23 protein-coding genes are annotated in these 22,995 nt (G+C 68.3%); 20 read left to right on the forward strand and 3 right to left on the reverse strand.

Annotated features, from left to right (window positions below; genetic code table 11):
- Positions 1-36 precede the first annotated feature (36 nt).
- The 3 genes from glmM to L1O03_RS02030 all read left to right on the forward strand — a co-directional run bounded on the left by glmM (position 37) and on the right by L1O03_RS02030 (position 3,320).
- Positions 37-1,380, forward strand: coding sequence for a phosphoglucosamine mutase (gene glmM, locus L1O03_RS02020; protein ID WP_236117741.1), 1,344 nt, complete (start codon positions 37-39; stop codon positions 1,378-1,380).
- A gap of 75 nt (positions 1,381-1,455) precedes the next feature.
- Positions 1,456-1,782, forward strand: a complete 327-nt coding sequence (locus L1O03_RS02025) for a hypothetical protein (RefSeq protein WP_236117742.1) — start codon at positions 1,456-1,458, stop codon at positions 1,780-1,782.
- Entirely contained in the window at positions 1,779-3,320 is a 1,542-nt protein-coding gene (locus L1O03_RS02030; protein WP_236117743.1) for a hypothetical protein, read from the forward strand. The genes L1O03_RS02025 and L1O03_RS02030 overlap by 4 nt, the downstream gene beginning before the upstream one ends.
- Positions 3,321-3,574: 254 nt before the next feature.
- On the opposite strand, the gene L1O03_RS02035 is transcribed toward L1O03_RS02030, so the two are convergent.
- Positions 3,575-4,429, reverse strand: a complete 855-nt coding sequence (locus tag L1O03_RS02035) for a dienelactone hydrolase family protein (RefSeq protein WP_236117744.1) — start codon at positions 4,427-4,429, stop codon at positions 3,575-3,577.
- 26 nt (positions 4,430-4,455) lie between these two features.
- Here L1O03_RS02035 and glmS point away from each other — a divergent pair, with 26 nt between their 5' ends.
- From glmS to groL, 10 genes are all read left to right on the forward strand, one after another.
- On the forward strand, positions 4,456-6,318 hold the full coding sequence (gene glmS, locus L1O03_RS02040; RefSeq protein ID WP_236117745.1) for a glutamine--fructose-6-phosphate transaminase (isomerizing): 1,863 nt from the start codon (positions 4,456-4,458) through the stop codon (positions 6,316-6,318).
- Positions 6,311-7,504, forward strand: coding sequence for an alanine racemase (alr, locus tag L1O03_RS02045; protein WP_236117746.1), 1,194 nt, complete (start codon positions 6,311-6,313; stop codon positions 7,502-7,504). The genes glmS and alr overlap by 8 nt, the downstream gene beginning before the upstream one ends.
- Complete coding sequence (gene tsaE / locus L1O03_RS02050; RefSeq protein WP_236118039.1) at positions 7,504-8,019, forward strand: tRNA (adenosine(37)-N6)-threonylcarbamoyltransferase complex ATPase subunit type 1 TsaE; 516 nt, start codon at positions 7,504-7,506, stop codon at positions 8,017-8,019. Before alr ends, tsaE begins: the two co-directional genes overlap by 1 nt.
- Before the next feature lie 136 nt (positions 8,020-8,155).
- Positions 8,156-9,748 carry an aspartate:alanine exchanger family transporter gene (locus L1O03_RS02055; protein ID WP_236117747.1) on the forward strand — a complete coding sequence of 531 codons (1,593 nt, stop codon included), beginning with the start codon at positions 8,156-8,158 and terminating at the stop codon, positions 9,746-9,748.
- 56 nt (positions 9,749-9,804) lie between these two features.
- A complete protein-coding gene (locus tag L1O03_RS02060; RefSeq protein WP_236117748.1) occupies positions 9,805-10,554 on the forward strand; it encodes a class I SAM-dependent methyltransferase in 750 nt (249 codons plus the stop codon).
- Positions 10,555-10,576: 22 nt separating this feature from the next.
- Entirely contained in the window at positions 10,577-11,278 is a 702-nt protein-coding gene (gene tsaB / locus L1O03_RS02065; RefSeq protein WP_236117749.1) for a tRNA (adenosine(37)-N6)-threonylcarbamoyltransferase complex dimerization subunit type 1 TsaB, read from the forward strand.
- On the forward strand, positions 11,275-11,754 hold the full coding sequence (gene rimI, locus L1O03_RS02070) for a ribosomal protein S18-alanine N-acetyltransferase (protein WP_236117750.1): 480 nt from the start codon (positions 11,275-11,277) through the stop codon (positions 11,752-11,754). The genes tsaB and rimI overlap by 4 nt, the downstream gene beginning before the upstream one ends.
- A gap of 4 nt (positions 11,755-11,758) precedes the next feature.
- The gene (gene tsaD, locus L1O03_RS02075) at positions 11,759-12,823 is read left to right on the forward strand and encodes a tRNA (adenosine(37)-N6)-threonylcarbamoyltransferase complex transferase subunit TsaD (RefSeq protein WP_236117751.1); all 1,065 of its coding nucleotides are present in this window, start codon (positions 11,759-11,761) and stop codon (positions 12,821-12,823) included.
- Positions 12,824-12,942: 119 nt separating this feature from the next.
- Positions 12,943-13,242: a co-chaperone GroES gene (groES, locus tag L1O03_RS02080; RefSeq protein ID WP_236117752.1), complete on the forward strand. Its 300-nt coding sequence runs from the start codon at positions 12,943-12,945 to the stop codon at positions 13,240-13,242.
- A 14-nt stretch (positions 13,243-13,256) separates the two neighbouring features.
- On the forward strand, positions 13,257-14,873 hold the full coding sequence (gene groL, locus L1O03_RS02085; RefSeq protein ID WP_236117753.1) for a chaperonin GroEL: 1,617 nt from the start codon (positions 13,257-13,259) through the stop codon (positions 14,871-14,873).
- 84 nt (positions 14,874-14,957) lie between these two features.
- On the opposite strand, the gene L1O03_RS02090 is transcribed toward groL, so the two are convergent.
- On the reverse strand, positions 14,958-15,248 hold the full coding sequence (locus L1O03_RS02090; protein ID WP_236117754.1) for a WhiB family transcriptional regulator: 291 nt from the start codon (positions 15,246-15,248) through the stop codon (positions 14,958-14,960).
- Positions 15,249-15,542: 294 nt separating this feature from the next.
- Between L1O03_RS02090 and L1O03_RS02095 the strand changes: the two genes are divergently transcribed.
- The 6 genes from L1O03_RS02095 (at position 15,543) to L1O03_RS02120 (ending at position 21,589) form a co-directional block, all read left to right on the forward strand.
- Positions 15,543-16,109, forward strand: coding sequence for a sigma-70 family RNA polymerase sigma factor (locus L1O03_RS02095; protein WP_236117755.1), 567 nt, complete (start codon positions 15,543-15,545; stop codon positions 16,107-16,109).
- Entirely contained in the window at positions 16,106-16,864 is a 759-nt protein-coding gene (locus L1O03_RS02100; protein ID WP_236117756.1) for a hypothetical protein, read from the forward strand. Before L1O03_RS02095 ends, L1O03_RS02100 begins: the two co-directional genes overlap by 4 nt.
- A 136-nt stretch (positions 16,865-17,000) precedes the next feature.
- Positions 17,001-18,521, forward strand: coding sequence for an IMP dehydrogenase (guaB, locus tag L1O03_RS02105; RefSeq protein WP_236117757.1), 1,521 nt, complete (start codon positions 17,001-17,003; stop codon positions 18,519-18,521).
- Positions 18,522-18,552: 31 nt separating this feature from the next.
- The gene (locus L1O03_RS02110) at positions 18,553-19,698 is read left to right on the forward strand and encodes a GuaB3 family IMP dehydrogenase-related protein (protein ID WP_236117758.1); all 1,146 of its coding nucleotides are present in this window, start codon (positions 18,553-18,555) and stop codon (positions 19,696-19,698) included.
- Between the two features lie 21 nt (positions 19,699-19,719).
- Positions 19,720-21,297, forward strand: a complete 1,578-nt coding sequence (gene guaA / locus L1O03_RS02115; RefSeq protein WP_338026113.1) for a glutamine-hydrolyzing GMP synthase — start codon at positions 19,720-19,722, stop codon at positions 21,295-21,297.
- Between the two features lies 1 nt (position 21,298).
- Positions 21,299-21,589: a hypothetical protein gene (locus tag L1O03_RS02120; protein WP_236117759.1), complete on the forward strand. Its 291-nt coding sequence runs from the start codon at positions 21,299-21,301 to the stop codon at positions 21,587-21,589.
- A gap of 94 nt (positions 21,590-21,683) precedes the next feature.
- On the opposite strand, the gene L1O03_RS02125 is transcribed toward L1O03_RS02120, so the two are convergent.
- Positions 21,684-22,106, reverse strand: coding sequence for a hypothetical protein (locus L1O03_RS02125; protein WP_236117760.1), 423 nt, complete (start codon positions 22,104-22,106; stop codon positions 21,684-21,686).
- A 129-nt stretch (positions 22,107-22,235) separates the two neighbouring features.
- Between L1O03_RS02125 and L1O03_RS02130 the strand changes: the two genes are divergently transcribed.
- On the forward strand, positions 22,236-22,994 hold the full coding sequence (locus tag L1O03_RS02130) for a hypothetical protein (protein WP_236117761.1): 759 nt from the start codon (positions 22,236-22,238) through the stop codon (positions 22,992-22,994).
- Position 22,995 lies beyond the last annotated feature (1 nt).

Here is a 22,995-nt window from a genome sequence, read left to right on the forward strand (position 1 = left end):
GCCGCGCGGGTGGGGCGCTCGCTTAGACTAAGCAGCATGACAAGACTCTTCGGAACAGATGGTGTTCGTGGCCTGGCGAACAAGACGCTGACGGCCTCACTCGCTTTGCAGCTGGGGGCGGCAGCCGCCCAGGTGCTCACGCGGGAGGTGCATTCGTCGAAACGGCGTCCCGTCGCGATCGTGGGGCGTGACCCCCGGGTATCCGGAGAGATGCTGGCAGCGGCGCTGTCGGCGGGGATGGCCTCGCGGGGCGTCGACGTCCTGCGGGTGGGTGTGTTGCCGACGCCGGCTGTCGCCTTCCTCACGGATGATTACGGGGCGGACATGGGCGTGATGATTTCGGCCTCGCACAATCCCATGCCGGACAATGGCATCAAGTTCTTCTCCGCGGGCGGGCACAAGCTGCCCGATGAGATTGAGGATGAGATTGAGAAGGTGATGTCGGACCTGGAAGAGGGCGGTCCGACGGGGCACGGCATCGGCCGGATCATCGAGGAGGCCCCGGATGCCCGCGAGCGCTACCTCAAGCACCTGGCTGGCGCGGCGCGGACGGATCTTACGGGGATCACGGTCGTCGTCGATGCGGCGAATGGCGCGGCCTCCGATGTGGCGCCTGCGGCCTATGAGGCAGCGGGGGCGACGGTTATCCCCATCCACAACAAGCCCAACGCCTACAACATCAACGACAAGTGCGGCTCCACGCATATCGACCAGATCCAGGCGGCAGTGCGCGAGCACGGGGCGGACCTGGGCCTCGCGCATGACGGGGACGCGGATCGCTGCCTGGCTGTTGACCATGAGGGAACTGTTGTCGACGGCGACCAGATCATGGCCATCCTCGCGGTGGCCCTCAAAGAGAAGAATGATCTGCGCGAGAACACGCTGGTCGCGACGGTGATGTCCAACCTTGGTCTCAAGCTCGCCATGGATCGCGAGGGCATCGCGATGGACACCACCCAGGTGGGGGACCGCTACGTGCTGGCGGAGCTCAACGCCCGCAATCTCTCCCTCGGCGGCGAGCAGTCCGGCCACATCATCCAGCCGAAGTACTCGACCACCGGCGATGGCCTGCTCACAGGGCTGTCGCTCATGGCGCGCATGGCGCAGACGGAGTCGAGCCTCAAGGAGCTCGCCTCGGTGATGACGGTGCTCCCTCAGGTCCTCATCAACGTTCCGGTGTCGGATAAGAACGCTATTCTCGACGCCCCTGCCGTGCGCGAGGCCATCACGGCCGCGGAGGAGGAGCTCGGAGAGACCGGCCGCGTCCTGCTCCGGGCTTCGGGCACGGAGGAGCTCTTCCGCGTCATGGTCGAGGCCGCCTCGGAGGACACCGCGCGGCAGGTGGCCGGGCGCCTGGCAGCCGTCGTCGCCGCCGTCTAAGCCGGGGCGGGAACCTGCGCGCGCCCTCGTGGGTCTAAGGGGATAAATCTTTTCCCGACCTGAAGGGGCGACGCTATGGGGGATGGGACCCTGCATGTAGATGTGGAGCAGACGGCCTCCGCGTTGAAGGAGACGCGGGAGCTGGCTGCTCAGCACAAGGATGAGCACATGGGGAGCCCACCGGACTTCCCGAGCACCGCGGCCGGGCAGGGCTTCGCCGAGTGCGGGGAGGCCATCCGGGAGGCTCTCCTTCGCGTTCATGAGGCGGCCGCCACACGCTGGTCTACGGCCCATGCCGCGATGGACGCCGCCATGCGCGATGTCCACCAGCTGGGCGCGCAGGATGAGGAGGCGGCGCGGGGGATTCGTGGGCTCGACGCCCACACAGGGGGTGTGCGATGACCTCAGCGAGCTCATCCATTTCTTCCCTGTATGCACCCGTCGTGGAGGAGCTCAAGGCAGCCTCCCGGGGCATCTACCAGGGCCCGCAGCTGGAGAGCGCGGACCTTCTCGCTCGCGCGCGGGCCACGGAAGGCATTGACCCGCAGGCGCTGCGCCGCGCGACATCCACGGCGACGGGAACCCCGGTGGGGCGGGTTCTCGGTGGTGGCCTGAGCCTGGGACGTGGTTTCCTCCTTCGGGTGGCCGAGGGGACAATCTCCCAATTCCTGGGCAATCTCCTGCGAGACGTCACCCAGCACGATGAGAAGTCCTCGACTCTCCACGGCCAGGCCGACGACGCCGCCACTGCCGTCGAGTCCATCTGTCGCGATACCGACACCGCCGTCCACGAGGTGCTACTGGCCATGAGCTCGAGCGTGCGTGCGCTCCTCACCTATGTGGCCTCCATGAGTCCCGTGGCCCAGGCGGAGGAGTTCTACGCGGCGATCCGCTGTGCCTCAGACCTCATCAACGAGGCAGGCTCCTGCGTCAAGGACTCCTGCGAGAGCCGCGATGAGGCACTGCGCTCCTGCTACCAGGAGTTTCTCCGCTGCACAGAGGCCGCCACCGAGCAGCCGTGCCCCGCTGTTCCACCGGCGGCCGGCCACACCGAGGCCTCTTCCTGCGAAGCTCCCCGCCCGGAGCCGCCGAGCTGCCCGGCGCCACCACCCAGTCCCGCACCCTGCACCCCGCCCGAGCCGCCTGCGCCTAGTGAGGCGCCCGCCTCCTCATATGCCGGGGGAGCCGCGAGCTCCGCCAGCGCAGAGTGTGTGCCGACGACGGCAGCCACCGCGGTGCCAGACCTCGCCGGGGCCGCGCAGCACGCTGCTCAGCAGGTCCAGCAGGCTGCCCAGCAGGTGATGTCCGGGGGCCAGGCGGCCATGAGTAACGCGGCGAGTGCCGCCGCGAGCGCTGCGGCGAGTGCCTCGGCGTCGGCGAGCTCGTCTGCTCCGATCATCACCACCATCGTCAACGTGGACCACGATGAGCACGGGGGAAGCGGAGGAAACCTCGGTGCCCTTGCCGGCATGGGGGTTGCTGTGGCCGGCGCAGGGGCGCTGCTCGCGCAGATCGGTGAACACCTTCCGCCGCCGGAGTGTCCGCCCGAGCCGCCAGAGTGCCCGCCCGTACCGCCGGAGCCGGAGCCGGAGCCTGAACCCGAGCCCTGCCCGCCCCCAGAGCCTGAGCCCGAACCGGAACCGCCGGCCCCCTGCCCACCTGCTCCGGAGCCCCCGCCACCTGCGGAGAAGCTCGCTCATCTGCGGGCGCAGGGCTACCACCTTGATCTCTCAGCCACAGAATCGGGCGCCGATGCGCCAGCACCCAACCCTGCACCCGCGCCCGCACCTACGCCAAACCCCGCACCCGCGCCCCCAGCCTCTGCACCTGAGGCACCTGCCCAGGTCGCCACCGCCGCGCCGGGCCCAGCCTCCGAGTCATCAGCTCCCGCACCGGCGAAGGATGCCGTGGGGACTGCGCACACGGCGGGGCAGTGGTAGGCCCTCGATACCAAAGGAGTGGACAAGAAGGATGAATGAGTTTGAAGAATTCGCCAAGCAGTTCCGGCAGCGGACGCAGGCGCGTCTGGAGGAGTTCGAGCGGATGCTCAATGACGCCACACGCCGCCCTCCCGCCCCGGCGAACACCCCGGGGACTGAGCGGACAGACGCCGGGATGGCGTCGAGCCCCGGAGGCGGCGTGGGGACAGAAAGGCGGCGTGGTCGCGTGAAAAGCGTTCTGAGAGAAGCGGGCGCTAGTGCTGGTTAAGGTCGGTGTTGGCGGAGAGCTCGACGCCGGCCTTGTCCGCAAGGTCCTTTCCCTCATAGGAGACGACATGCTTCGCCTCGGCCATCGGGGCGGAGAAGCCGGAGTAGGTGGAATCCTGGTTGAGCTGGTGGAGGAGGAAGCCGGTGATGAGGCCGCGGGCTGCCTCCTGGGCGGACCACTGGGGCTTGCCGTTACCGATGAGGAGATTGAAGAACGTGTCCTCGGTGAAGCCCAGCTGGTTGCCCTTCTCGAGTTCGCGGTAGGCGACGTCGCCGCCCCAGTTGTAGGCGAGGGAGGCGGGGTTCCCGGCGTCGAGGATGGAGTCCTGCCCGGAACCGATGACCAGCCCCGGCACCGTGATGTGCCGTGCTGCCGCGGTGGAGGAGGGGGCAGTCACCGCCGGGTAGAGGGCAGCCACCGCGTTGACCTTGGTGTTTTCCAGGGCGGCGAGGACCGCGCACCCCGCACCCATGCCGTGCCCCACGAGGCCCAGCTTCCCCGGGCCGACGGTCACGTTGCCGGTGCCCAGCTTGACGCCGGCGAGGATCTGGAGGCAGGTCTCCAGGTCGGCGGCGAAGCCGCGGTGATCGGGGCTGAAGCCCTTCTCGGTGTCCGGCGCGGCCACCGCGATACCCCAGCTGGCCAGGTGACGCAGCGTGCCGTGGTACTTGTGGATGCCCTTCATCCAGTCGTGCCCGAAGGCGACGCCGGGGACCCCGTTGCCTTCCTCGGGGACGTAGACCTTACCGGGAATGCCGGCATAGTCGAGGTCACCGACCAGGACGCGGTGGGGGCCACGCTTTGATAGTTTCGCGAGATGCTTCTTCAAATTCTCAGACACGTGTCCCAGGATATAGTCTAGGGTCCATGTGCGGAATTATTGGATATGTCGGTCAGCGTCAGGGACTTCCCATCGCGCTGGATGGGCTGAGGAATATGGAATACCGCGGCTATGATTCCGCAGGTATTGCCATCACCCAGGGGGCGGGGATCGCCGCGGTGAAGCGCGCCGGGAAGCTCCAGAACCTGGAGGATCGCATCGACGAGGTGGGCGTTGAGTCGCTGAAGGGCACGACGGCAATCGGCCACACCCGATGGGCCACCCACGGCCGCCCCATCGATGAGAACGCGCACCCGCACCTGTCCTATGACGGGAAGGTCGCGATCGTCCACAACGGCATTATTGAGAATTTCGCCTCCCTGCGCGATGAGCTGCGCGCCGCCGGGATTGAGCTGCGCTCGGAGACGGACTCCGAGGTCGCGGCGCATCTCCTCGCCCGGGCCTACAACGAGGGGGAGACGGCGGGGGACTTCCGCGCGTCGGCCCTGGCGGTGCTCAACCGCCTCGAGGGTGCCTTCACCATCCTTTTCATGCACGACGACCACCCGGACCAGATCATCGCAGCGCGCCGCTCGACCCCGCTCATCGTGGGCGTTGGCGAGGGGGAGATGTTCCTGGGCTCCGACGTCGCGGCGTTCATCGAGCACACGAAGCACGCCGTGGAGCTCGGGCAGGACAACGTCGTCATCCTGCGGGCGGATGAGTACGAGATCCTCAACTTCGACGGCACGCCCGCGACCGGCCGCCCCTTCGAGATCGATTGGGACCTCGCCGCCGCGGAGAAGGGCGGCTATGACTCCTTCATGCTCAAGGAGATTCATGAGCAGCCGGCCGCCGTCCGCGACACGCTCGCGGGCCACTACCAGGACGGCCGCGTCACCCTCGATGAGCAGAACCTCACCGACGAGGACCTGAAGTACATCGACCAGGTGTTCGTCGTCGCCTGTGGCTCGGCCTATCACTCCGGCCTGCTGGCCAAGTACGCCATTGAGCACTGGGTGCGCGTGCCCGTGCAGATCGAGGTGGCCAGCGAGTTCCGCTACCGTGACCCCATCCTTGATGAGCGCACGCTCGTCCTGGCGATCTCCCAGTCGGGTGAAACCGCGGACACCCTCGAGGCCGTGCGCCACGCCAAGGCGCAGGGCGCGAAGGTGCTGGCGGTGTGCAACACGAATGGCTCGCAAATTCCGCGCGAGTCCGATGCCGTGCTGTACACCCACGCCGGGCCGGAGATCGGTGTGGCGTCGACGAAGGCATTCCTCGCCCAGGTGGCGGCGAATTACATCGTGGGGCTGGCGCTCGCGCAAGCCAAGGGCACCAAGTACCCGGATGAAATCGCGGAGATTTACCGCTCGCTGGAGGAGATTCCGGCGAAGATCGAGCGCGTGCTGGAGTGCGAGGAGCAGGTCACGGGAATCGCCGAGGTGCTCGGCGCGGTGCGGACCATGCTCTTCCTGGGCCGCGGGGTGGGCTACCCGGTGGCGCTGGAGGGGGCGCTCAAGCTCAAGGAGCTGGCGTACATTCACGCCGAGGGCTTCCCCGCGGGGGAGCTCAAGCACGGGCCTATCGCGCTCATCGAGGATGACCTGCCGGTGGTCGTCATCGTGCCGAGCCCCCGGGGTGTGACGGTTCTTCACTCGAAGATCGTGTCCAACATCCAGGAGATTCGGGCGCGCGGCGCGAAGACGATCGTCATCGCGGAGGAAGGCGACACGGCGGTGGAGCCCTATGCCAACTGGCTCATCCGTATCCCGGAGAGCCCTTCCATGATGCAGCCCTTGCTCGCGACCGTCCCGCTGCAGTACCTCGCCGCGGAGATCGCCGGGCACTGCGGCAACACCGACATTGATAAGCCCCGCAACCTCGCGAAATCTGTGACCGTTGAATAACCACTGCACCCTGCTGAGAACCCGGATCGACCTCGACGCGATCGCCCACAACACCCGCCTCATCGCCGAGCGGCTGAGCCCCGGCACGCGGCTCATGGCCGTCGTCAAGGCGGATGGCTACCACCATGGGGCGCTCGCGGTAGCCGCCACGGCCCTGAACCATGGGGCCGACGCCCTGGGCGTGGCCACCATCCCGGAGGCACTGGAGTTGCGGGGGGCGGGGATCGACGCCCCGCTGCTCGCGTGGCTGTGGGCCGCCCAGGATGACGACGGGGTGGAGGGTGCCCTCGCCGCGCGCGTGGCGCTGGGGATCCCCTCGGTGGATCATGCGCGGGCGGTGATTGCCGCGGCCTCGCGCCTGCAGGAGGAGAGCCAGGACGGCTCGCACCCCGCAGCCCGGGTCTTCATCAAGGTGGAGACGGGGATGCACCGCTCTGGCGTCGACCCCGAGCGGTGGGCGGAGGTCATGGACCTGCTGCGTGACGCGCCGAACGTCGAGGTCCTGGGCCTTTTTAGCCACCTCTCCTGCGCCGATGACCCGGATCATCCCGCGAACGACGCCCAGGCGGAGCAGTTCGCGCGCGCGATCGCCTATGGCCGGGAGCGCGGCCTCGCGCTGCCCATCAACCACCTGTGCAACTCGCCGGGCACCCTCACGCGCCCGGACCTTCATCACGACATGGTGCGCGTGGGCGTGGCGCTCTATGGAGGGGAGCCCATCCCGGCCCGCGAGCACGGCCTGCGCCCGGCGATGAGCTGGCTGGCCACGGTGGCGCTGGTCAAGCCGGTGGCGCCCGGGGAGGCGACGAGCTACGGCCTCACGTGGACCGCGGAGCGCCCGGGCTGGCTGGCCGTCCTCCCCGTGGGCTATGCCGATGGGCTGCCGCGCGCCGCCCAGGGTGTGCTGGAGGTGGCCATCGGCGGGCGTCGCTATCCGCAGGTGGGCCGGGTGTGTATGGATCAGATCCTCGTCGACCTGGGGGAGAACCCCGCCGGGGTGGCGCCGGGCGATGAGGCGTGCATCTTCGGCACCGAGCCCGGGGCCATGAGCGCCTCCGAGCTTGCGGAGGCCCTGCACACCATCAACTACGAGGTCATGTGCCGCCCGACGGGTCGTACCGTGCGCACCTTCGTCGCCCCTGAGGCGGCCGGTCTCTCCGCCGCCCGCCACGAAAGCGAGGCATGATGAAAGCTGACTTCCCACAGGAGGGCACCTACCGGGCGGAGAACCCGGAGGACACCCGCGCCTGGGGCGAGCGCCTGGGCCGGGCCCTCGAGGCCGGGGACCTCGTCATTCTCGACGGCCCGCTGGGCGCCGGGAAAACTACGCTCACCCAGGGCATCGCGGCGGGCATGGGGGTCCGGGGGCGCGTGACCTCGCCGACATTCGTCATCGCCCGGGAGCACCGCCCGGCGGCGCAGGCCCCGGCCGACACCCCCACGCTCATCCACGTGGACGCCTATCGCCTGCTCGATCACGATGCCGATCCCTGGGGCGCCCTGGACTCCCTGGACCTGGATACGGAGCTGGAGGAGGCGGTGATCGTCGCGGAGTGGGGCGCGGGGCTCGTCGAGCAGCTGGCGGCCCGGTATCTCAAGGTGACGGTGGATCGGGAGAGCGCCGTCGAGGAGGACCCGGATTCTGAGGCTCGGTATCTGTCGTGGAGGTGGGAGGGGGAGGAGCCTCGCAGCGCACGCTAATGCGGGTGCCGTGGGCTGCGGACTTCCGCGACGCCGTCAGATAGTGCTACCTTTAGGTGGGAATGGGGGTAAAACCACACCTTCCCACATTTATATGGGCAAAATCGGACATATCTGACAGGCGGTACTTCTCATCATGCTGGCCTTCCTCGGCGACCAGCCGCTCGTAGCTCTCGTCCTCATCCTTGCCGCTGGGCTCGCGATCGGAAAGATCCGCATCGCGGGGATCTCCCTCGGGGCGGCGGCGGTCCTCTTCGTCGCGTTGGGGCTCTCCGCGGCGAATCCGGATATCGTCATCCCCTCCCTCGTCTACCAATTCGGCCTCGCCCTCTTCGTCTACGCCATCGGTCTCACCGCCGGCGAGCAATTCTTCGCCGAGTTCCGCACCCGCGGCTGGAAGATGAACGCCTTCCTCGTCGTGCTCATGGTGGTGCTCGGTCTCCTCGCATGGGTGCTCATCCCGCTGTGTGGGCTCGACGTCCAGCAGGGTGCCGGTATGTTCGCCGGCTCCCTCAGCTCGACGCCCGGTATGGCGGCCGTCGTCGAGACCTTTGGCGGATCAACCACCCCGGTCGTGGGCTACTCGCTGGCCTACCCGGGCGGGGTCATCGGCGTGATCCTCGTGGCGGCGATCGGGGCGAGCGTCGCGAAGGTCAATCACCTCAAGGACGCCCACAAGGAGGGCCTCATCCAGGAGCCGGTCGAGTGGACGGCCGTGCGCCTGCGCGAGGGGCTGCGCGCCCGGGCAAGCGAGCTGCCGGCCATGACGGGGGAGAAGATCATCGCCACCCGCATCATTCACTCGGAGGAGCACCACGAGCTCATCGAGCCGCACGCCCCGCTCGAGGCCGGCCAGCTCGTCCTCCTCAACGGCACGGCCGAGGCGCTGGCGGGGGCGGTGCCGCAGCTGGGAACCGCGGAGGACGTCGACATCCGCGAGTCCGACCTCGAGTACCAGCGCCTCACCGTCTCCAACCCAACCATCGCCGGGCGCGCCATCAAGGAGCTGCACACTCTCCAGCACGGGTTCCTCATCTCCCGCATTCGGGAGGGGGATAACGACGTCGTCCCCGCGGAGGACACCGTGCTCAAGCTCTCTGACCGGGTGCGCGTCGTGGCGCGGCGCGATAACCTGCCCCGCGCGCGGGCGATGCTCGGCGACTCGGAGAAGGCCCTCGCCAACATCGACCTCCTGCCGCTGTGCATCGGCCTGCTCCTTGGTCTCCTCCTCGGCGCGATCCCGGTCCCGCTCCCGGGCGGCTCCTCGGTCTCCCTGGGCTTTGGCGGCGGCCCGATCGTCGCGGGCCTGGTGCTCGGCGCGCTCGTGCGCACCGGGCGGCTCAACTGGCAGGTGCCCTACCACGCGAACCGCACGCTCTCCGCGCTGGGGCTCGCGCTCTTCCTCGCCGGTGTGGGCACGACGGCCGGCCCTGGCTTCGCCCAGGCGCTGACGGATTCCACGTCGCTCATCTACATCGGGCTGGGGATCTGCTTCACGGTGGGCTACACCCTGCTCTGCGGGATCGTGGGGGTGAAGCTGCTCGGCCTCACCTGGGACGAGTCCATGGGTATGGCCGCCGGGCTGAGCACCAATCCCGCCGTCATGAGCTACCTCAACGTGCAGACCGAGACCGAACTCGCCGAGCGCGGCTACGCCACCGTCTACCCCACGGCGATGATCGGGAAGATCATTCTGTGTCAGCTGGTGGCCGTCGCCATCATGACCTAGCCCGGCCGGCCAGCAGGCCATACCCCCGGCAGGCCCCCGCCGTTTATGCTGTGCGCATGAATGACACCCTTTTCACCGCGGGAGAAAACTACGCGGCGTACCGCCCGGAGTACCCGGAGGAGCTCATGCGGGGGATCCTCGAGGTCGCGCCGGGGCGCGGGCTCGCCGTGGACGTGGGCTGCGGGACGGGGCAGGCGGGCCGGAAGCTGGTGGGGCACGTCGAGAGAGTGCTGGGTATTGACCCGAGCCTCTCCCAGCTGAGCGCCGCCCCGCTGTCCCTGCGGGTGCAGGGCATTGCCGAGTCCCTGCCGTTGCGCGAGGGGGTGGCGGATCTCCTCATCATCGCGCAATCGATGCACTGGGTGCAGCCCGAGCCCTTCTTCCGCGAGGTCTCCCGGGTCCTCGCGCCGGGCGGGATCCTCGCCGTGCTCAGCTACGCGACGTGCAGTGTGTCGGATAGGTCCGTCGACGCCTTCTTCCAGGACTTTTATTGGGGCCCCTTCCACCGTTTCTGGGAGCCGGAGCGCGCGCTCGTGGAGAGGGGGCTGCGCGACATCGAGGTGCCGGGGGAGCCAGTGGAGCTGCCCTTCGCGGCGCCGGCCGTCATGGAGAAGAGCATGGACCTGCCGGCCTTCGAGGGCTACCTGGGCACGTGGTCGGCGGTGCGCACCGCGGAGAAGGAGGGGCCCGCGGCCCGCGCGGAGTTCGACGCCTTCCTCGCCGAGCTCCGGGAGGTCTGGGGCGAACCCGGCCGGCGCCTTCAGGTGACGTGGCCGCTCACGGTGCTTGTGCGTCGCGGGCTGTGAGCGGGGACTACCCTTAGGGATCGTGCTCACTCTCGCCATCGATACCGCAACCTCTGACCTCGTCGTCGGGCTCGTGGATGCGAGCCCTCGCCCCGCGCCCGAGGCCCCCCGCGCCGAGCTGCGCGAGGAGGTCATCATCCGCGGCACCCGGCATCACAACGAGCAGCTTGTCCCCGCTGTGCTCGACACGCTGCGGCGCGCCGGCGCGGAGATGGGGGACCTGGAGGCCGTCGTCGTGGGCTGCGGCCCCGGCCCCTTCACCGGGCTGCGCGTGGGGATGGCGACGGGCCAGGCCTTCGCCGACGCCCTCGGAATCCCCGTCTACGGGGTGTGTTCCCTCGACGCCATCTGGCGCGGCATGCGCGAGGCGCTCCCGGAGGCCACGGACTTCCTCGTGGCCACGGACGCCCGCCGCCGCGAGGTCTATTGGGCCCGCTACACCGCCACCGAGCGGGTGGCCGGCCCCGATGTCATCGCCCCCGCGGAGCTCGAGATCCCGCCGATCGTCGAGGCTATCAACGTGCCGGTCCGGCTGAGCGAGAGCCTCGCCAGCGATCATCCGGCCCCGCGCTTCGACCTCGCCCCCACCCCGGTGGCGCTCGTGGAATCCGCCGCGCTGGGGGAGCCCCCCGAGCCGCTGCGCGCCCTCTACCTGCGCCGTCCCGACGCCCAGGTGCCGCGCTCGCGGCCGCTCTCGCCCGCGATCCCGCGGAGCGACTCATGACCTGGATGCTCCGGGAGCTCACCGTGGCGGACATCCCGCGCGTGGCCGAACTCGAACAGCTGCTCTTCCCGGGCGATGATCCCTGGTCCGCCCAGGCTTTCCGGGAGGAGCTCGCGCAGCCGCACACCTTCTATGTCGTGGCCTGCTCGGAGGAGCGCCCGGGTGACGTCGTCGGCTATGCGGGCCTGGCAGTGATGGGGCCGACGACGGCACCCGAGTGCGAGGTCCACACGATCGGGGTGGACCCCGCGCTGCAGGGGCAGGGCATCGGACGGCTGCTCCTGGGGAACCTTCTGGCCGTGGCGGATGCGCTGCGGGCGCCGATCTTCCTCGAGGTGAGGACGGACAATGCGCCGGCGCGAGGGCTCTATGAGTCGGTGGGCTTTGAGGCCCTGGGAATCAGGAAGAATTACTATCAGCCCAGCGGGGCCGATGCGGTGACAATGCGCCGTCCGGCCGTGGAGCAGGAAGGATAAGACGATGTCACGGATCATCCTCGGCGTGGAGAGCTCCTGCGATGAGACAGGGGTGGGGATCGTGCGCCTGGAGGACAACGGGTACATGGAGATCCTCGCCAACCAGGTGGCGAGCTCGATGAGCGAGCACGCGCGCTTCGGCGGCGTCGTGCCGGAGATCGCCAGCCGCGCCCACCTCGAGGCGATGAGCAGCGTCATGCACGCGGCCCTCGAGGAAGCCGGCATCGATCGTCCCGACGCCGTGGCCGCGACCGTCGGCCCGGGCCTCGCGGGGGCGCTGCTTGTGGGGGCATCCGCGGCCAAGGCCTACGCGGCCGCATGGGGTGTGCCTTTTTATGGGGTCAACCACTTGGGCGGTCACGTGGCGGTGGCCAATCTCGGCGACGAGGTCCTCCCGCACGCCGTGGCCCTGCTCGTGAGCGGCGGGCACACGCAGCTGCTCGAAGTCGATGCGGTGGGCAGGCCGTTGCGGGAGCTGGGCAGCACGCTCGACGACGCAGCGGGGGAGGCCTATGACAAGGTCGCCCGCCTGCTGGGGCTGGGCTATCCGGGCGGGCCGGTCATCGACCGCTGCGCCCGCGAGGGCAACCCCACAGCCATTCACTTCCCCCGGGGGCTCATGAAGCGGCCGGAGACCCGCTTCGACTTCTCCTTCTCCGGGCTGAAGACGGCGGTAGCCCGCTACGTCGAGGCCGCGGAGCGCGAGGGGCGGATGATCGACCTTCCCGATGTGTGCGCGAGCTTCCAGGAGGCCGTGTGCGATGTCCTCACGAAGAAGGCAGTGCGGGCCTGCCAGGAGGTGGGCGCCGGCGTGCTGCTGCTCGGCGGGGGAGTGGCGGCGAATTCTCGCCTCCGGGAGCTGGCCGCGGCGCGCTGCTCCTCGGCGTGCATTGAGCTGCGGGTTCCGCCGCTGGGGCTCTGCACGGATAACGGCGTGATGATTGCGGCGGTGGCGGCTCAGCTCATCCACGAGGGAGCTCCGGCCTCCCCGCTCGACGTCGGCACGGACCCATCGATGGAGGTCGAGACGCCTTTGGCAGGTGCCACGGTTGAGTGCTGGCACTCGTAAGGGTAGAGTGCCAGGCAGGTTGTTCTTAACAGACAGTTGTTCACCCGCGACGACGGCTGTGCTGCAGTCCACAACCGGCACATTCACAGTTCATCAATAGTCCACTACGGAGGAACATCGTGGCGAACGTCAACATCAAGCCGCTGGAGGACCGCATCCTCGTCCAGATCAAGGAGGCGGAGACCACCACTGCGTCCGGTCTCGTTATCCCGGACTCTGCGAAGGAGAAGCCGCAGGAGGCTTCCGTTATCGCCGTGGGCCCGGGCCGCTTTGATGAGAAGGGCGAGCGCATTCCGCTCGACGTCAAGGAGGGCGACACCGTGATCTTCTCCAAGTACGGCGGCACCGAGATCAAGTACAACGGCGAGGACTACCTCATCCTCTCCGCCCGTGACATCCTCGCCATCGTCGAAAGCTAAGGGGGAATCCCTCTATGCCTAAGCTGATCGCTTTTGATCAGGAAGCCCGCGAGCACCTGCTCCACGGCGTGGACTCCCTCGCCAACGCGGTGAAGGTCACGCTCGGCCCGCGCGGCCGGAACGTCGTCCTTGACAAGTCTTTCGGCGGCCCGACGGTCACCAACGACGGCGTCACCATCGCCCGGGACATTGACCTTGACGAGCCCTTCGAGAACCTCGGCGCCCAGCTGGTGAAGTCCGTGGCCGTCAAGACCAACGACATCGCCGGCGATGGCACCACCACCGCCACCCTGCTGGCCCAGGCGCTCATCGAGGAGGGCCTGCGCAACGTCGCGGCCGGCGCGAACCCCATTGAGCTCAACCGCGGCATCGCGGCGGGTGCGGAGAAGGTCGTCGAGGAGCTCAAGGCTCGCGCGACCGAGATTTCCTCCCCCGCGGAGATCGCCAACGTGGCCACGGTGTCCTCGCGCGACGAGGTCGTCGGCGAGATGGTTGCCCAGGCCATGGAGAAGGTGGGCAAGGACGGGGTCCTCACCGTCGAGGAGTCCCAGTCCATGGAGTCCTACCTCGACGTCACCGAGGGCATCTCCTTCGATAAGGGCTTCCTCTCCCCCTACTTCATCACCGACACCGACACCCAGCAGGCCGTCCTCGATGACGCGCTCGTGCTGCTCGTGCGGAACAAGATTTCCTCGCTGCCGGACTTCCTCCCGATCCTCGAGAAGGTCGTGGAGTCCGGGAAGCAGGTCCTCATCATCGCGGAGGACATCGAGGGCGAGCCGCTGCAGACCCTCGTGGTGAACTCCATCCGGAAGACGCTCAAGGCCGTGGCCGTGAAGTCCCCGTACTTCGGCGATCGCCGCAAGGCCTTCATGGATGACCTCGCGGTCGTCACGGGCGCCACGGTCGTCGACCCCGAGGTCGGCGTCACCCTCCAGGAGGCCGACGCCTCCGTCTTCGGCCAGGCCCGCCGCATCACGGTGACCAAGGATGAGACGGTCATCGTCGACGGCGCCGGCTCGGCCGAGGATGTCGAGAAGCGCCGTGAGCAGATCCGCCGCGAGATCGAGCACACCGACTCCTCCTGGGACAAGGAGAAGCTGGAGGAGCGCCTCGCGAAGCTCTCCGGTGGCGTCGCCGTCATCAAGGTCGGCGCCGCGACCGAGACCGAGGTCTCCGAGCGCAAGCTGCGCGTGGAGGACGCCATCAACGCTGCTCGCGCAGCCGTCCAGGAGGGCGTCATCGCCGGCGGCGGCTCCGTGCTCGTCCAGATCGCGAAGGAGCTGCACTCCTTCGCTGAGACCTTCGAGGGCGAGGCGCGCACCGGCGTGCTGGCCCTGGCGCGCGCCCTGGTGAAGCCCACCTTCTGGATCGCGGAGAACGCGGGTCTCGACGGCTCGGTCGTCGTCGCCCGCACCGAGGAGCTCCCCAACGGTGAGGGCCTCAACGCCGCGACCCTCGAGTACGGCAACCTCATCGAGGAGGGCATCATTGACCCGGTGAAGGTTACGCACTCCGCCGTCGTCAACGCGACGTCGGTGGCGCGGATGGTTCTCACCACCGAGGCCTCCGTCGTCGAGAAGCCGCAGGACCCTGAGGAGTCCGGGCATGATCACCATCACCACCACTAAGCGGTGAAGGCCTTCGACGCCCCGCCGGGGAGATGATCCCTGGCGGGGCGCTCGTGTGCGGTAGGGAGGGGAGGGGCGGGGAAGCTAGGAGACCTCGGAGAGGCGCCGGCGAAGGAGCACCTCGCGCTCCTGTTCGCCCAGGCCGCCCCAGACCCCATAGGGCTCCTGGGTGCTCAGCGCGTGGCGGCGGCACTCCTCGAGGACGGGGCAGGCGTGGCAGATCGCTTTGGCTTGGCGCTCGCGACGCTCACGGGCCCGGCCGCGCTCGCCCTCGGGGTGGTAGAAGAGGTCGGAATCTTCGCCCCGGCAGGCCCCGAGGTATTGCCACTCCCAGTGATCGGCGGTCGGTCCGGGTAAGAGGTGAACGAGCGTCATCGTGTGAAAACTCCCTGGAGATTCGATGTGTCATCATCGCGGCGGATGGGGTTGGCCCCAGTGTGAAGTGCCAACATGACACTCATGTGACGGAAAAGTGAATGAATTGTTCACCTTGGCCGAAGTTCACTTGACGTCAGATCTCTGCAGGTGGGCGGAGGAGGCCAGGGCGCGGTGTGCTCTCAGTCCCATTGAGCTACTACAGTGAGATGGTGCTATGCATGCGGGAAGCGCCATGAATGGTGCTGCGCAGTGCGAGCATCCCCCGGATGACCGCTGAAGGAAGTGACTGGAGTGCCTGATACCGAGACGCAGCTGGGAGAGCTTGTCCCCCAGGCTGCCGCGGGGGATCGGACGGCGCTCAACCGGGTGGTGGGCCTCGTGTACCCGCCGGTGCTGCGCTATGTGCGCGCCCGGATCGGGGGTGGCGTGACCCCCACACCGGAGGACGTGGCCCAGGATATTTGTTTGGCGGTCGCGACGTCCCTGCCCACCTACGTCGATCGTGGGCGCCCCTTCATGGCCTATGTGTACGGGATCGCGTTCAACAAGGTGGCGGATGCGCACCGGACGTTGTCGCGGGATCGGCTCCACCCCACGGAGGAGGTTCCGGAGACTGTCGTCGAGCACGATACCCCGGAGGAGTGGGCGCTCATCGCGGATGGGCGTAACAGAGTTCGAGCGCTGCTCGATTCATTGAATGAGAAGTCTCGCAATATTCTGATCCTCCGTATTTTCGAGGGTCTCAGTGCAGAAGAAACGGCGGCAATTGTGGGTAGTACTCCCGGAGCGGTGCGCGTGGCACAGCATCGTGCTCTGGCGTCTTTGCGGAAGAAGTTGGGAGAGGAGGCGCAGTCATGAGTGATCGTGAGGATCTGTCCTTCTCGGACATCGCAGCGGATGATGCCTTCCTGGACGCCCTCTCTCGTGGCGAGGATCCCTCCGACGGGAAGGATCCCCTCGCCGCCCTGCTTCTTGACCTGCGCGAGGACACGGAGGCCCCCATGCCGGCGGCCCCGCTCCTCGCGGAGGTGAGCTCCCTCGATGGGGCTCGACGACGCCAGCCCGGCGCGTGGCGTCGTCATCTCGCCAGCGGCCTGGTGGGGGCTGCGGCGGCCACGCTCGTCATCGCGGGCTCCGGGGCTGCGCTCTATCGCGCCGAGCCCGGCTCGCCGCTGTGGGGGCTGGCGTCCATGGTCTTCGATGACCGGGCTGCCGTCGTCGAGCTCTCAAGCACGCTGGATGACATGGATGAGGCCGTCGACGGCGGCAAGAGCCCCGACGAGCTGCGCGCCCTCCTTGACCGGGCGCGGGAGCGACTGCGCGCGCAGGATGCGGAGGTGAGCGCGACCCCGGCGTCCTCGAGCTCGCGCCCGACGGCCTCCGCGGAGCCGTCCACCGAGGCCCCGGCCGTGCCGGCGCCCGAGACCGTGACGCTGACGGAAACCATCACCGTGACGGCCGTCCCCACGCCGGAGCCCAGCGCGACGCTCGATCCCACGGGGGAGCCGGAGAGCCCCGCGGCGCCGATGACTCCCGCTGATCCCGCGCCCGAGGCGGATGCGGGAGCCCCGCAGAGCTCGGCCCCGGCCCCGGCGGGCGTGCCGCAGCCCTAGCCGGAACCCCGCCTGTGGGGACCGCGCGATCCCTCGGATCCCTCCCGAATGACCTGTGCGATGAGCAGGGCGCCCATCATGACTAAAGTGAGAACCACGAGATGGTCAGTTGGGCAATTCGGAAAGAGGAAAATCTATGAGCGATCAGCGCGTGCCAACCGGTGGGGATGACCCGAACAAGGTGGCCCTCGTGGGCCTGACCTTTGACGATGTGCTGCTGTTGCCGGCAGAGTCCGACGTGATTCCCAGCGAGGTGGATACTTCGACGCAGCTGTCCCGCAACATTTCTTTGGGGATCCCGGTGATCTCCGCCGCGATGGATACCGTCACCGAGGCACGCATGGCGATCGCAATGGCACGCCAGGGTGGCCTCGGTGTTTTGCATCGTAACCTGTCCATCGAGGAGCAGGCGGAGAACGTGGAGATCGTCAAGCGCTCGGAGTCGGGGATGGTAACGGACCCGGTCACCTGCAGCCCGGAGATGACGATCGCCGACGTGGACGCGCTGTGTGCCCGCTTCCGGATTTCCGGCCTCCCCGTGGTCGATGAGCAGGGCATCCTCGTGGGTATCTGCACGAACCGCGACATGCGCTTCGAGCCGGACCCGCAGCGCCGCGTCTCCGAGGTGATGACCCCGATGCCGCTCGTCGTCGCGCCGGAGGGCGTGACCAAGGAGGAGGCGCTCAACCTCCTCAGCCACAACAAGGTGGAGAAGCTTCCCATCGTGGATAAGCAGGGGAAGCTCACCGGCCTCATCACGGTGAAGGACTTCGTGAAGACGGAGCAGTACCCCAACGCCTCCAAGGATGCGGCGGGTCGCCTGCTCGTCGCCGCGGGCATTGGTACGGGGCCGGATTCCTGGACGCGCGCCCACGCGCTCGTCGACGCCGGCGTTGACGCCCTCATCGTCGATACCGCCCACGCCCACAACCGGGGCGTGCTGGAGATGGTCTCCCGCGTGAAGAAGGAATTCGGGGAGAAGGTGGATGTCATCGGCGGGAACCTCGCCACGCGCGAGGCCGCGGCCGCGATGATCGAGGCCGGCGCCGACGCCGTCAAGGTGGGCATCGGGCCGGGCTCCATCTGCACGACGCGCGTCGTCGCGGGCGTCGGCGCACCGCAGATCACCGCGATCATGGAGGCCGCCGTCCCGGCGAAGAAGGCCGGCGTGCCGATCATTGCCGACGGCGGGATGCAGTTCTCCGGTGACATCGCGAAGGCCCTGGCCGCTGGCGCCAGCTGCGTCATGCTGGGCTCGATGCTGGCGGGCACGGCCGAGGCGCCGGGGGACATCGTCGTGGTCGGCGGGAAGCAGTACAAGCGCTACCGCGGCATGGGCTCCATGGGGGCCATGCAGGGCCGCGGCCTGAGCGGGGAGAAGCGCTCCTACTCCAAGGACCGCTACTTCCAGGCCGACGTCAAGAGCGATGACAAGCTCGTGCCGGAGGGCATCGAGGGACGGGTTCCCTACCGCGGTTCCATCGATTCCATCACCCACCAGCTGGTGGGCGGCCTGCGCGCGGCGATGGGCTACACGGGTTCGGCGACCATCGAGGACCTCCACAAGGCACGCTTTGTGCAGATCACCTCGGCGGGCCTCAAGGAGTCGCACCCGCACCACATCACGCAGACCGTCGAGGCTCCGAACTACCGCTAGAACTCTCAAGAACTGAGGAAAGAATCCACAGATGCGTAATTACCAGGACATCGGGATCGGGCGCCAGGCTCGTCGGAGCTACTACCTGAGCCAAATCGGCATCGTCCCGAAGCGGCGGACGCGCTCCTCCGCGGATGTCGACACGAGCTGGCACATCGATGCCTACTCCTTTGAGATCCCGCTCCTTTCCCACCCGACGGACGCCCTGGCCAGCCCGGAATTCGTCATGGAGATGAGCCGGCTGGGCGGGCTGGCCGTCATCAACGCCGAGGGGATCTGGGGGCGCCACGAGGACCTCGACGCCGCCTATGAGGAGATCATCTCCTCGGGGCAGCGCAGCCAGCGCCTCGCGACGAAGACCCTGCAGCGCCTCCACGCCGCGCCCCTGCAGACGGAGCTTCTCTCCGAGCGCATCCAGAAGGTGCGCGATTCGGGGGCGACGGTTGCCGTGCGCGTCTCCCCGCAGAACGCCCGGGAGCTGGCCCCCACTGTCATCGCGGCGGGCGCGGAGATCCTCTTCATCCAGGGCACCGTCATCTCGGCGGAGCACGTGAGCCGCGAGGGGGAGTCCCTCAACCTCAAGGAGTTCATCGGTTCCCTGGACATCCCGGTGGTTGCCGGCGGGGTGACGGACTATACCACGGCCCTGCACCTCATGCGCAGTGGCGCCGCGGGCGTCATCGTCGGCGGCGGGGAGAACACGAACGAGTTCGCCATGGGCATCACCGCAGGCATGGCCACCTCCATCGTGGATGTGGCAGCCGCGCGTCGTGACTACCTCGATGAGACCGGGGGTCGCTACGTCCACATCATCGCGGACGGGGAGATCGAGGGCTCCGGGCACATCGCCCGGGCGATCGCCTGCGGCGCCGACGCCGTCATGGCGGGCTCCCTGCTCGCCGACGCCGCGGAGGCCCCCGCGAAGTGCTGGTTCTGGCCCTCCGCCGCGGCGCACCCCCGATTCCCGCGGGGCGCCCTGGAGTCCTCCTTCCGTCGCTCCCTCTTCGAGGAGGGGCTGGAGGAGCGCCCGAGCCTCGAGGCCGTGCTCTATGGGCCGTCGACGGACGTCGAGGGCCGGGAGAACATCATCGGAGGCCTGCGCCGCGCGATGGCGAAGTGCGGCTACACGGACCTCAAGCGCTTCCAGAAGGCTGAACTGAACATCACGAGCTGGTAGGCATGCCGTAGAATCAGGTCCGTGACACAGCCTGATCAACATCCTCGTCCTGTTCAGCACCGGCCGGTCCTCGTCATGGACTTCGGCGCCCAATACGCGCAGCTCATCGCGCGTCGCGTGCGGGAAGCCTCGCTGTATTCGGAGGTCATTCCCCACACCGCGACGGCTGCCGAGGTCGCCGCGAAGGACCCGGTGGCGCTCATCCTGTCCGGCGGCCCCTCCTCCGTGTACGAAGAGGGGGCGCCGAGCCTTGATCCGGCCATCCTTGACCTGGGTGTGCCGGTTTTTGGCATTTGTTATGGCTTCCAGGCGATGACCCACGCCCTGGGCGGCACGGTGGCCCAGACCGGCATCCGCGAGTACGGCCGCACCTCCATGGAGGTGCTGGGCGGCAGCCTGCACGCCGGTTTCGAGCACAACCACAAGGTGTGGATGAGCCACGGGGACTCCGTCTCCCAGGCGCCGGAGGGCTTCGAGGTCACCGCGCGGACCGAGGGCGCCCCGGTCGCGGCCTTCGAGTGCCCGGCTCGACGGATGGCGGGCGTGCAGTACCACCCGGAGGTCCTCCACTCGCCGCACGGGCAGGAGGTGCTCACCCGCTTCCTCACGGAGATCGCGGGCCTCGAGCAGAACTGGACTCCGGCGAATATCGCCGAGGAACTCATCGAGTCGGTGCGCGCCCGCGTGGGCGAGGACGGCCGTGCCATCTGCGGCCTGTCTGGCGGGGTAGACTCCGCGGTGGCCGCGGCCCTGGTCCAGCGCGCTATCGGTGACCGTCTGACCTGCGTCTTCGTGGACCACGGCCTGCTGCGCGCCGGGGAGCGGGAGCAGGTGGAGAAGGACTTCGTTGCGGCGACGGGCGCCAAGCTTGTCACCCTCGACGAGCGGGAGGCGTTCCTCTCCAAGCTGGCCGGGGTGACCGAGCCGGAGGCGAAGCGCAAAGCCATTGGCGCCGAGTTCATCCGCGCGTTCGAGCGGGCTGTCGCCGGAGTCCTCGAGGGGCAGCAGGTGGATTTCCTCGTGCAGGGAACCCTGTACCCGGACGTCGTCGAGTCCGGCGGGGGCACGGGCACCGCGAACATCAAGAGCCACCACAACGTAGGCGGGCTTCCCGACGACGTCGAGTTCACCCTCGTCGAGCCGCTGCGCCTCCTCTTCAAGGATGAGGTGCGGGCCGTCGGTCGGGAGCTCGGGCTGCCGGAGGCCATCGTGGGCCGCCAGCCCTTCCCGGGGCCGGGCCTGGGTATCCGCATCATCGGCGAGGTGACGGCGGAGCGCCTGGAGATTCTGCGGGCGGCGGATGCCATCGCGCGCGAGGAGCTCACGGCCGCGGGGCTGGACGATACGATCTGGCAGTGCCCGGTGGTGCTGCTCGCCGACGTGCGCTCCGTCGGGGTGCAGGGCGATGGCCGCACCTACGGGCACCCGGTGGTGCTGCGGCCCGTCGCCAGCGAGGACGCCATGACTGCCGACTGGGTCCGCGTCCCCTACGACACCCTGGAGAAGATCTCCACCCGGATCACCAACGAGGTCCCGGAGATCAACCGCGTCGTCCTCGACGTGACCTCCAAGCCGCCGGCCACGATTGAGTGGGAGTAGCATGCGCGTCGGTCCGCACCCGGGCGGGAAAGACCGGGAGCCCGGCGCCTTCGGCGGCGCGCCCTGGCGCTATGCGCAGGAGCGGAAGACCTTTGAGCTGCAGCCCGGGCGCACCCTGGTCTTTGCCGTGATCTTTGCGGCGATTGTCATCTGGCAGGGGCACATGCCCATGCTGTGGTGGCCGCTCGTGCTCTTTGCCGTGTGGGTGATTTTCACCCTCGCGCACTGGTTCTACGTGTGGGCGAATAACAAGATCCAGGACTTCGTGGAGAAGGCCCGGGAGAGAGACTAAGCCGAGATGCGAGAAGCCGGCCGCCTGCTGAATATCCAGCGGCGGCCGGCTGTTTCGTGCGCGAGGCCCCGTGGCTGGGGCCGCGCGGGAGCGGCTAGCGGCGCGGTGAGGTGGGGGAGGCGTCGTCGAGATGGGCGAGGGCACGGCTGCCGTCGACGTGGGGGAGGACCAGGTACATCCACACGCTGATCGCTGCCCAGATGAGTGCGGTGCCCAGGAGGGGGAGGGGCGCGAAGATCGGGGTGATCATGAGCGCCAGCCACACGAGGAAGAGCGGCAGCATGGAGCTGATCGTTGGTCGGTAGGCGACGTGATGGCTCTCCATGATGGAGCGGATCTCCCGCCGATAGGGGTGGCTGAAAATGAGAAGGCACGCGACGCCGATGCACACGACCAGGACCGTGACCTGCACCCCGCGCGCGAGGGAGGTGGAGAGCACCGCGACGCCCACCCCAATGAGGAGTGAGGAGAGAACACGGACACTCTGCGGGGTGGGAACAGGACTGGGCGGAAGCATATCGGCATTGTCGCACACGAGGTCATGGTCGAGGAGTCCGGGGCGCGGTCGCCCGCCTCTGAACTGCCCTTTTGTGCCGACGGCCAGCGGGGGTTGACCCTAGCCCTTTCCCGCGGCATACTCATTCTCATGAATCGAACACACGTGCTAGATAATCGGCTGGAGGAGCGTGCCCGCACGCTGGAGGTGCTCCGGAAGAAGATGGCGGACATTGCTCCCGAGGCGGCGCGGGGGTGGGAGGGCGTGGCCCCGGGGGAGGTGGTGGAGCTCATGCCTGAACTGGCCGATCTCCTCCCGTGCGGCGGTTTACCTCGAGGGATGGTATCGAGCCTCGGGGAGTCTCCGCTCCTGGCGGTGCGCCTCATTGCGTATTGTAGTTCCCGGGGCGGACATGTTGCGATTGTTGGCTGGCCGGAACTGAGCTGTGCTGCAATGATGGAGGCGGGTGCCGACCTGTCGAAAATAGTATCGGTACCCTCTCCGGAGGGGGACATCTTCCACATTGGCGCGCTTCTCGCGGAGGGGATGGACGTGGTGATCTGCCGGGAGAACCCCACCGCAGCGGGGGAGACGCTGAGTCCCTCGCGGGCGCGCTCGGTCCAGGCGAAGCTGCGCCTCACACGGGCAGTCTTGCTCAGCGTGGGGATGCGCTTCCCCTCGACGGGGCTGGAGCTCAGCGCCCAGGTGTGTGCCTTTCACGGCATCGGCGAAGGAGAGGGACGAGTGCGCGGGGTGGACCTGGAGGTTTCCATTCGCGTGCGCGGGCGCCCGGCCATGACGCGCCTCCTGCGCCTTGGTGCGTGCGGGGAACTTGACCGAAAGGCCCCTTCTGCCTCCGATGGTGCCGACGCGCTCCCCCTGCGCAGCCCGACCGTGGTGCGGGCGTGAG

The sequence above is a fragment of the Corynebacterium uropygiale genome (assembly GCF_021568315.1).
Taxonomy (GTDB): Bacteria; Actinomycetota; Actinomycetes; order Mycobacteriales; family Mycobacteriaceae; genus Corynebacterium; species Corynebacterium uropygiale.

Coding starts and splice junctions, on each gene's coding strand:
- tsaD (WP_236117751.1), top strand. CDS start 11,759: ATGTCACGGATCATCCTCGGCGTGGAGAGCTCCTGCGATGAGACAGGG.
- guaB (WP_236117757.1), top strand. CDS start 17,001: ATGAGCGATCAGCGCGTGCCAACCGGTGGGGATGACCCGAACAAGGTG.
- tsaE (WP_236118039.1), top strand. CDS start 7,504: ATGAAAGCTGACTTCCCACAGGAGGGCACCTACCGGGCGGAGAACCCG.
- L1O03_RS02025 (WP_236117742.1), top strand. CDS start 1,456: ATGGGGGATGGGACCCTGCATGTAGATGTGGAGCAGACGGCCTCCGCG.
- L1O03_RS02090 (WP_236117754.1), bottom strand. CDS start 15,248: ATGACGCTCGTTCACCTCTTACCCGGACCGACCGCCGATCACTGGGAG.
- L1O03_RS02120 (WP_236117759.1), top strand. CDS start 21,299: ATGCGCGTCGGTCCGCACCCGGGCGGGAAAGACCGGGAGCCCGGCGCC.
- L1O03_RS02125 (WP_236117760.1), bottom strand. CDS start 22,106: ATGCTTCCGCCCAGTCCTGTTCCCACCCCGCAGAGTGTCCGTGTTCTC.
- L1O03_RS02060 (WP_236117748.1), top strand. CDS start 9,805: ATGAATGACACCCTTTTCACCGCGGGAGAAAACTACGCGGCGTACCGC.
- L1O03_RS02130 (WP_236117761.1), top strand. CDS start 22,236: ATGAATCGAACACACGTGCTAGATAATCGGCTGGAGGAGCGTGCCCGC.
- L1O03_RS02100 (WP_236117756.1), top strand. CDS start 16,106: ATGAGTGATCGTGAGGATCTGTCCTTCTCGGACATCGCAGCGGATGAT.
- L1O03_RS02055 (WP_236117747.1), top strand. CDS start 8,156: ATGCTGGCCTTCCTCGGCGACCAGCCGCTCGTAGCTCTCGTCCTCATC.
- L1O03_RS02030 (WP_236117743.1), top strand. CDS start 1,779: ATGACCTCAGCGAGCTCATCCATTTCTTCCCTGTATGCACCCGTCGTG.
- glmS (WP_236117745.1), top strand. CDS start 4,456: ATGTGCGGAATTATTGGATATGTCGGTCAGCGTCAGGGACTTCCCATC.
- groL (WP_236117753.1), top strand. CDS start 13,257: ATGCCTAAGCTGATCGCTTTTGATCAGGAAGCCCGCGAGCACCTGCTC.
- glmM (WP_236117741.1), top strand. CDS start 37: ATGACAAGACTCTTCGGAACAGATGGTGTTCGTGGCCTGGCGAACAAG.
- L1O03_RS02110 (WP_236117758.1), top strand. CDS start 18,553: ATGCGTAATTACCAGGACATCGGGATCGGGCGCCAGGCTCGTCGGAGC.
- rimI (WP_236117750.1), top strand. CDS start 11,275: ATGACCTGGATGCTCCGGGAGCTCACCGTGGCGGACATCCCGCGCGTG.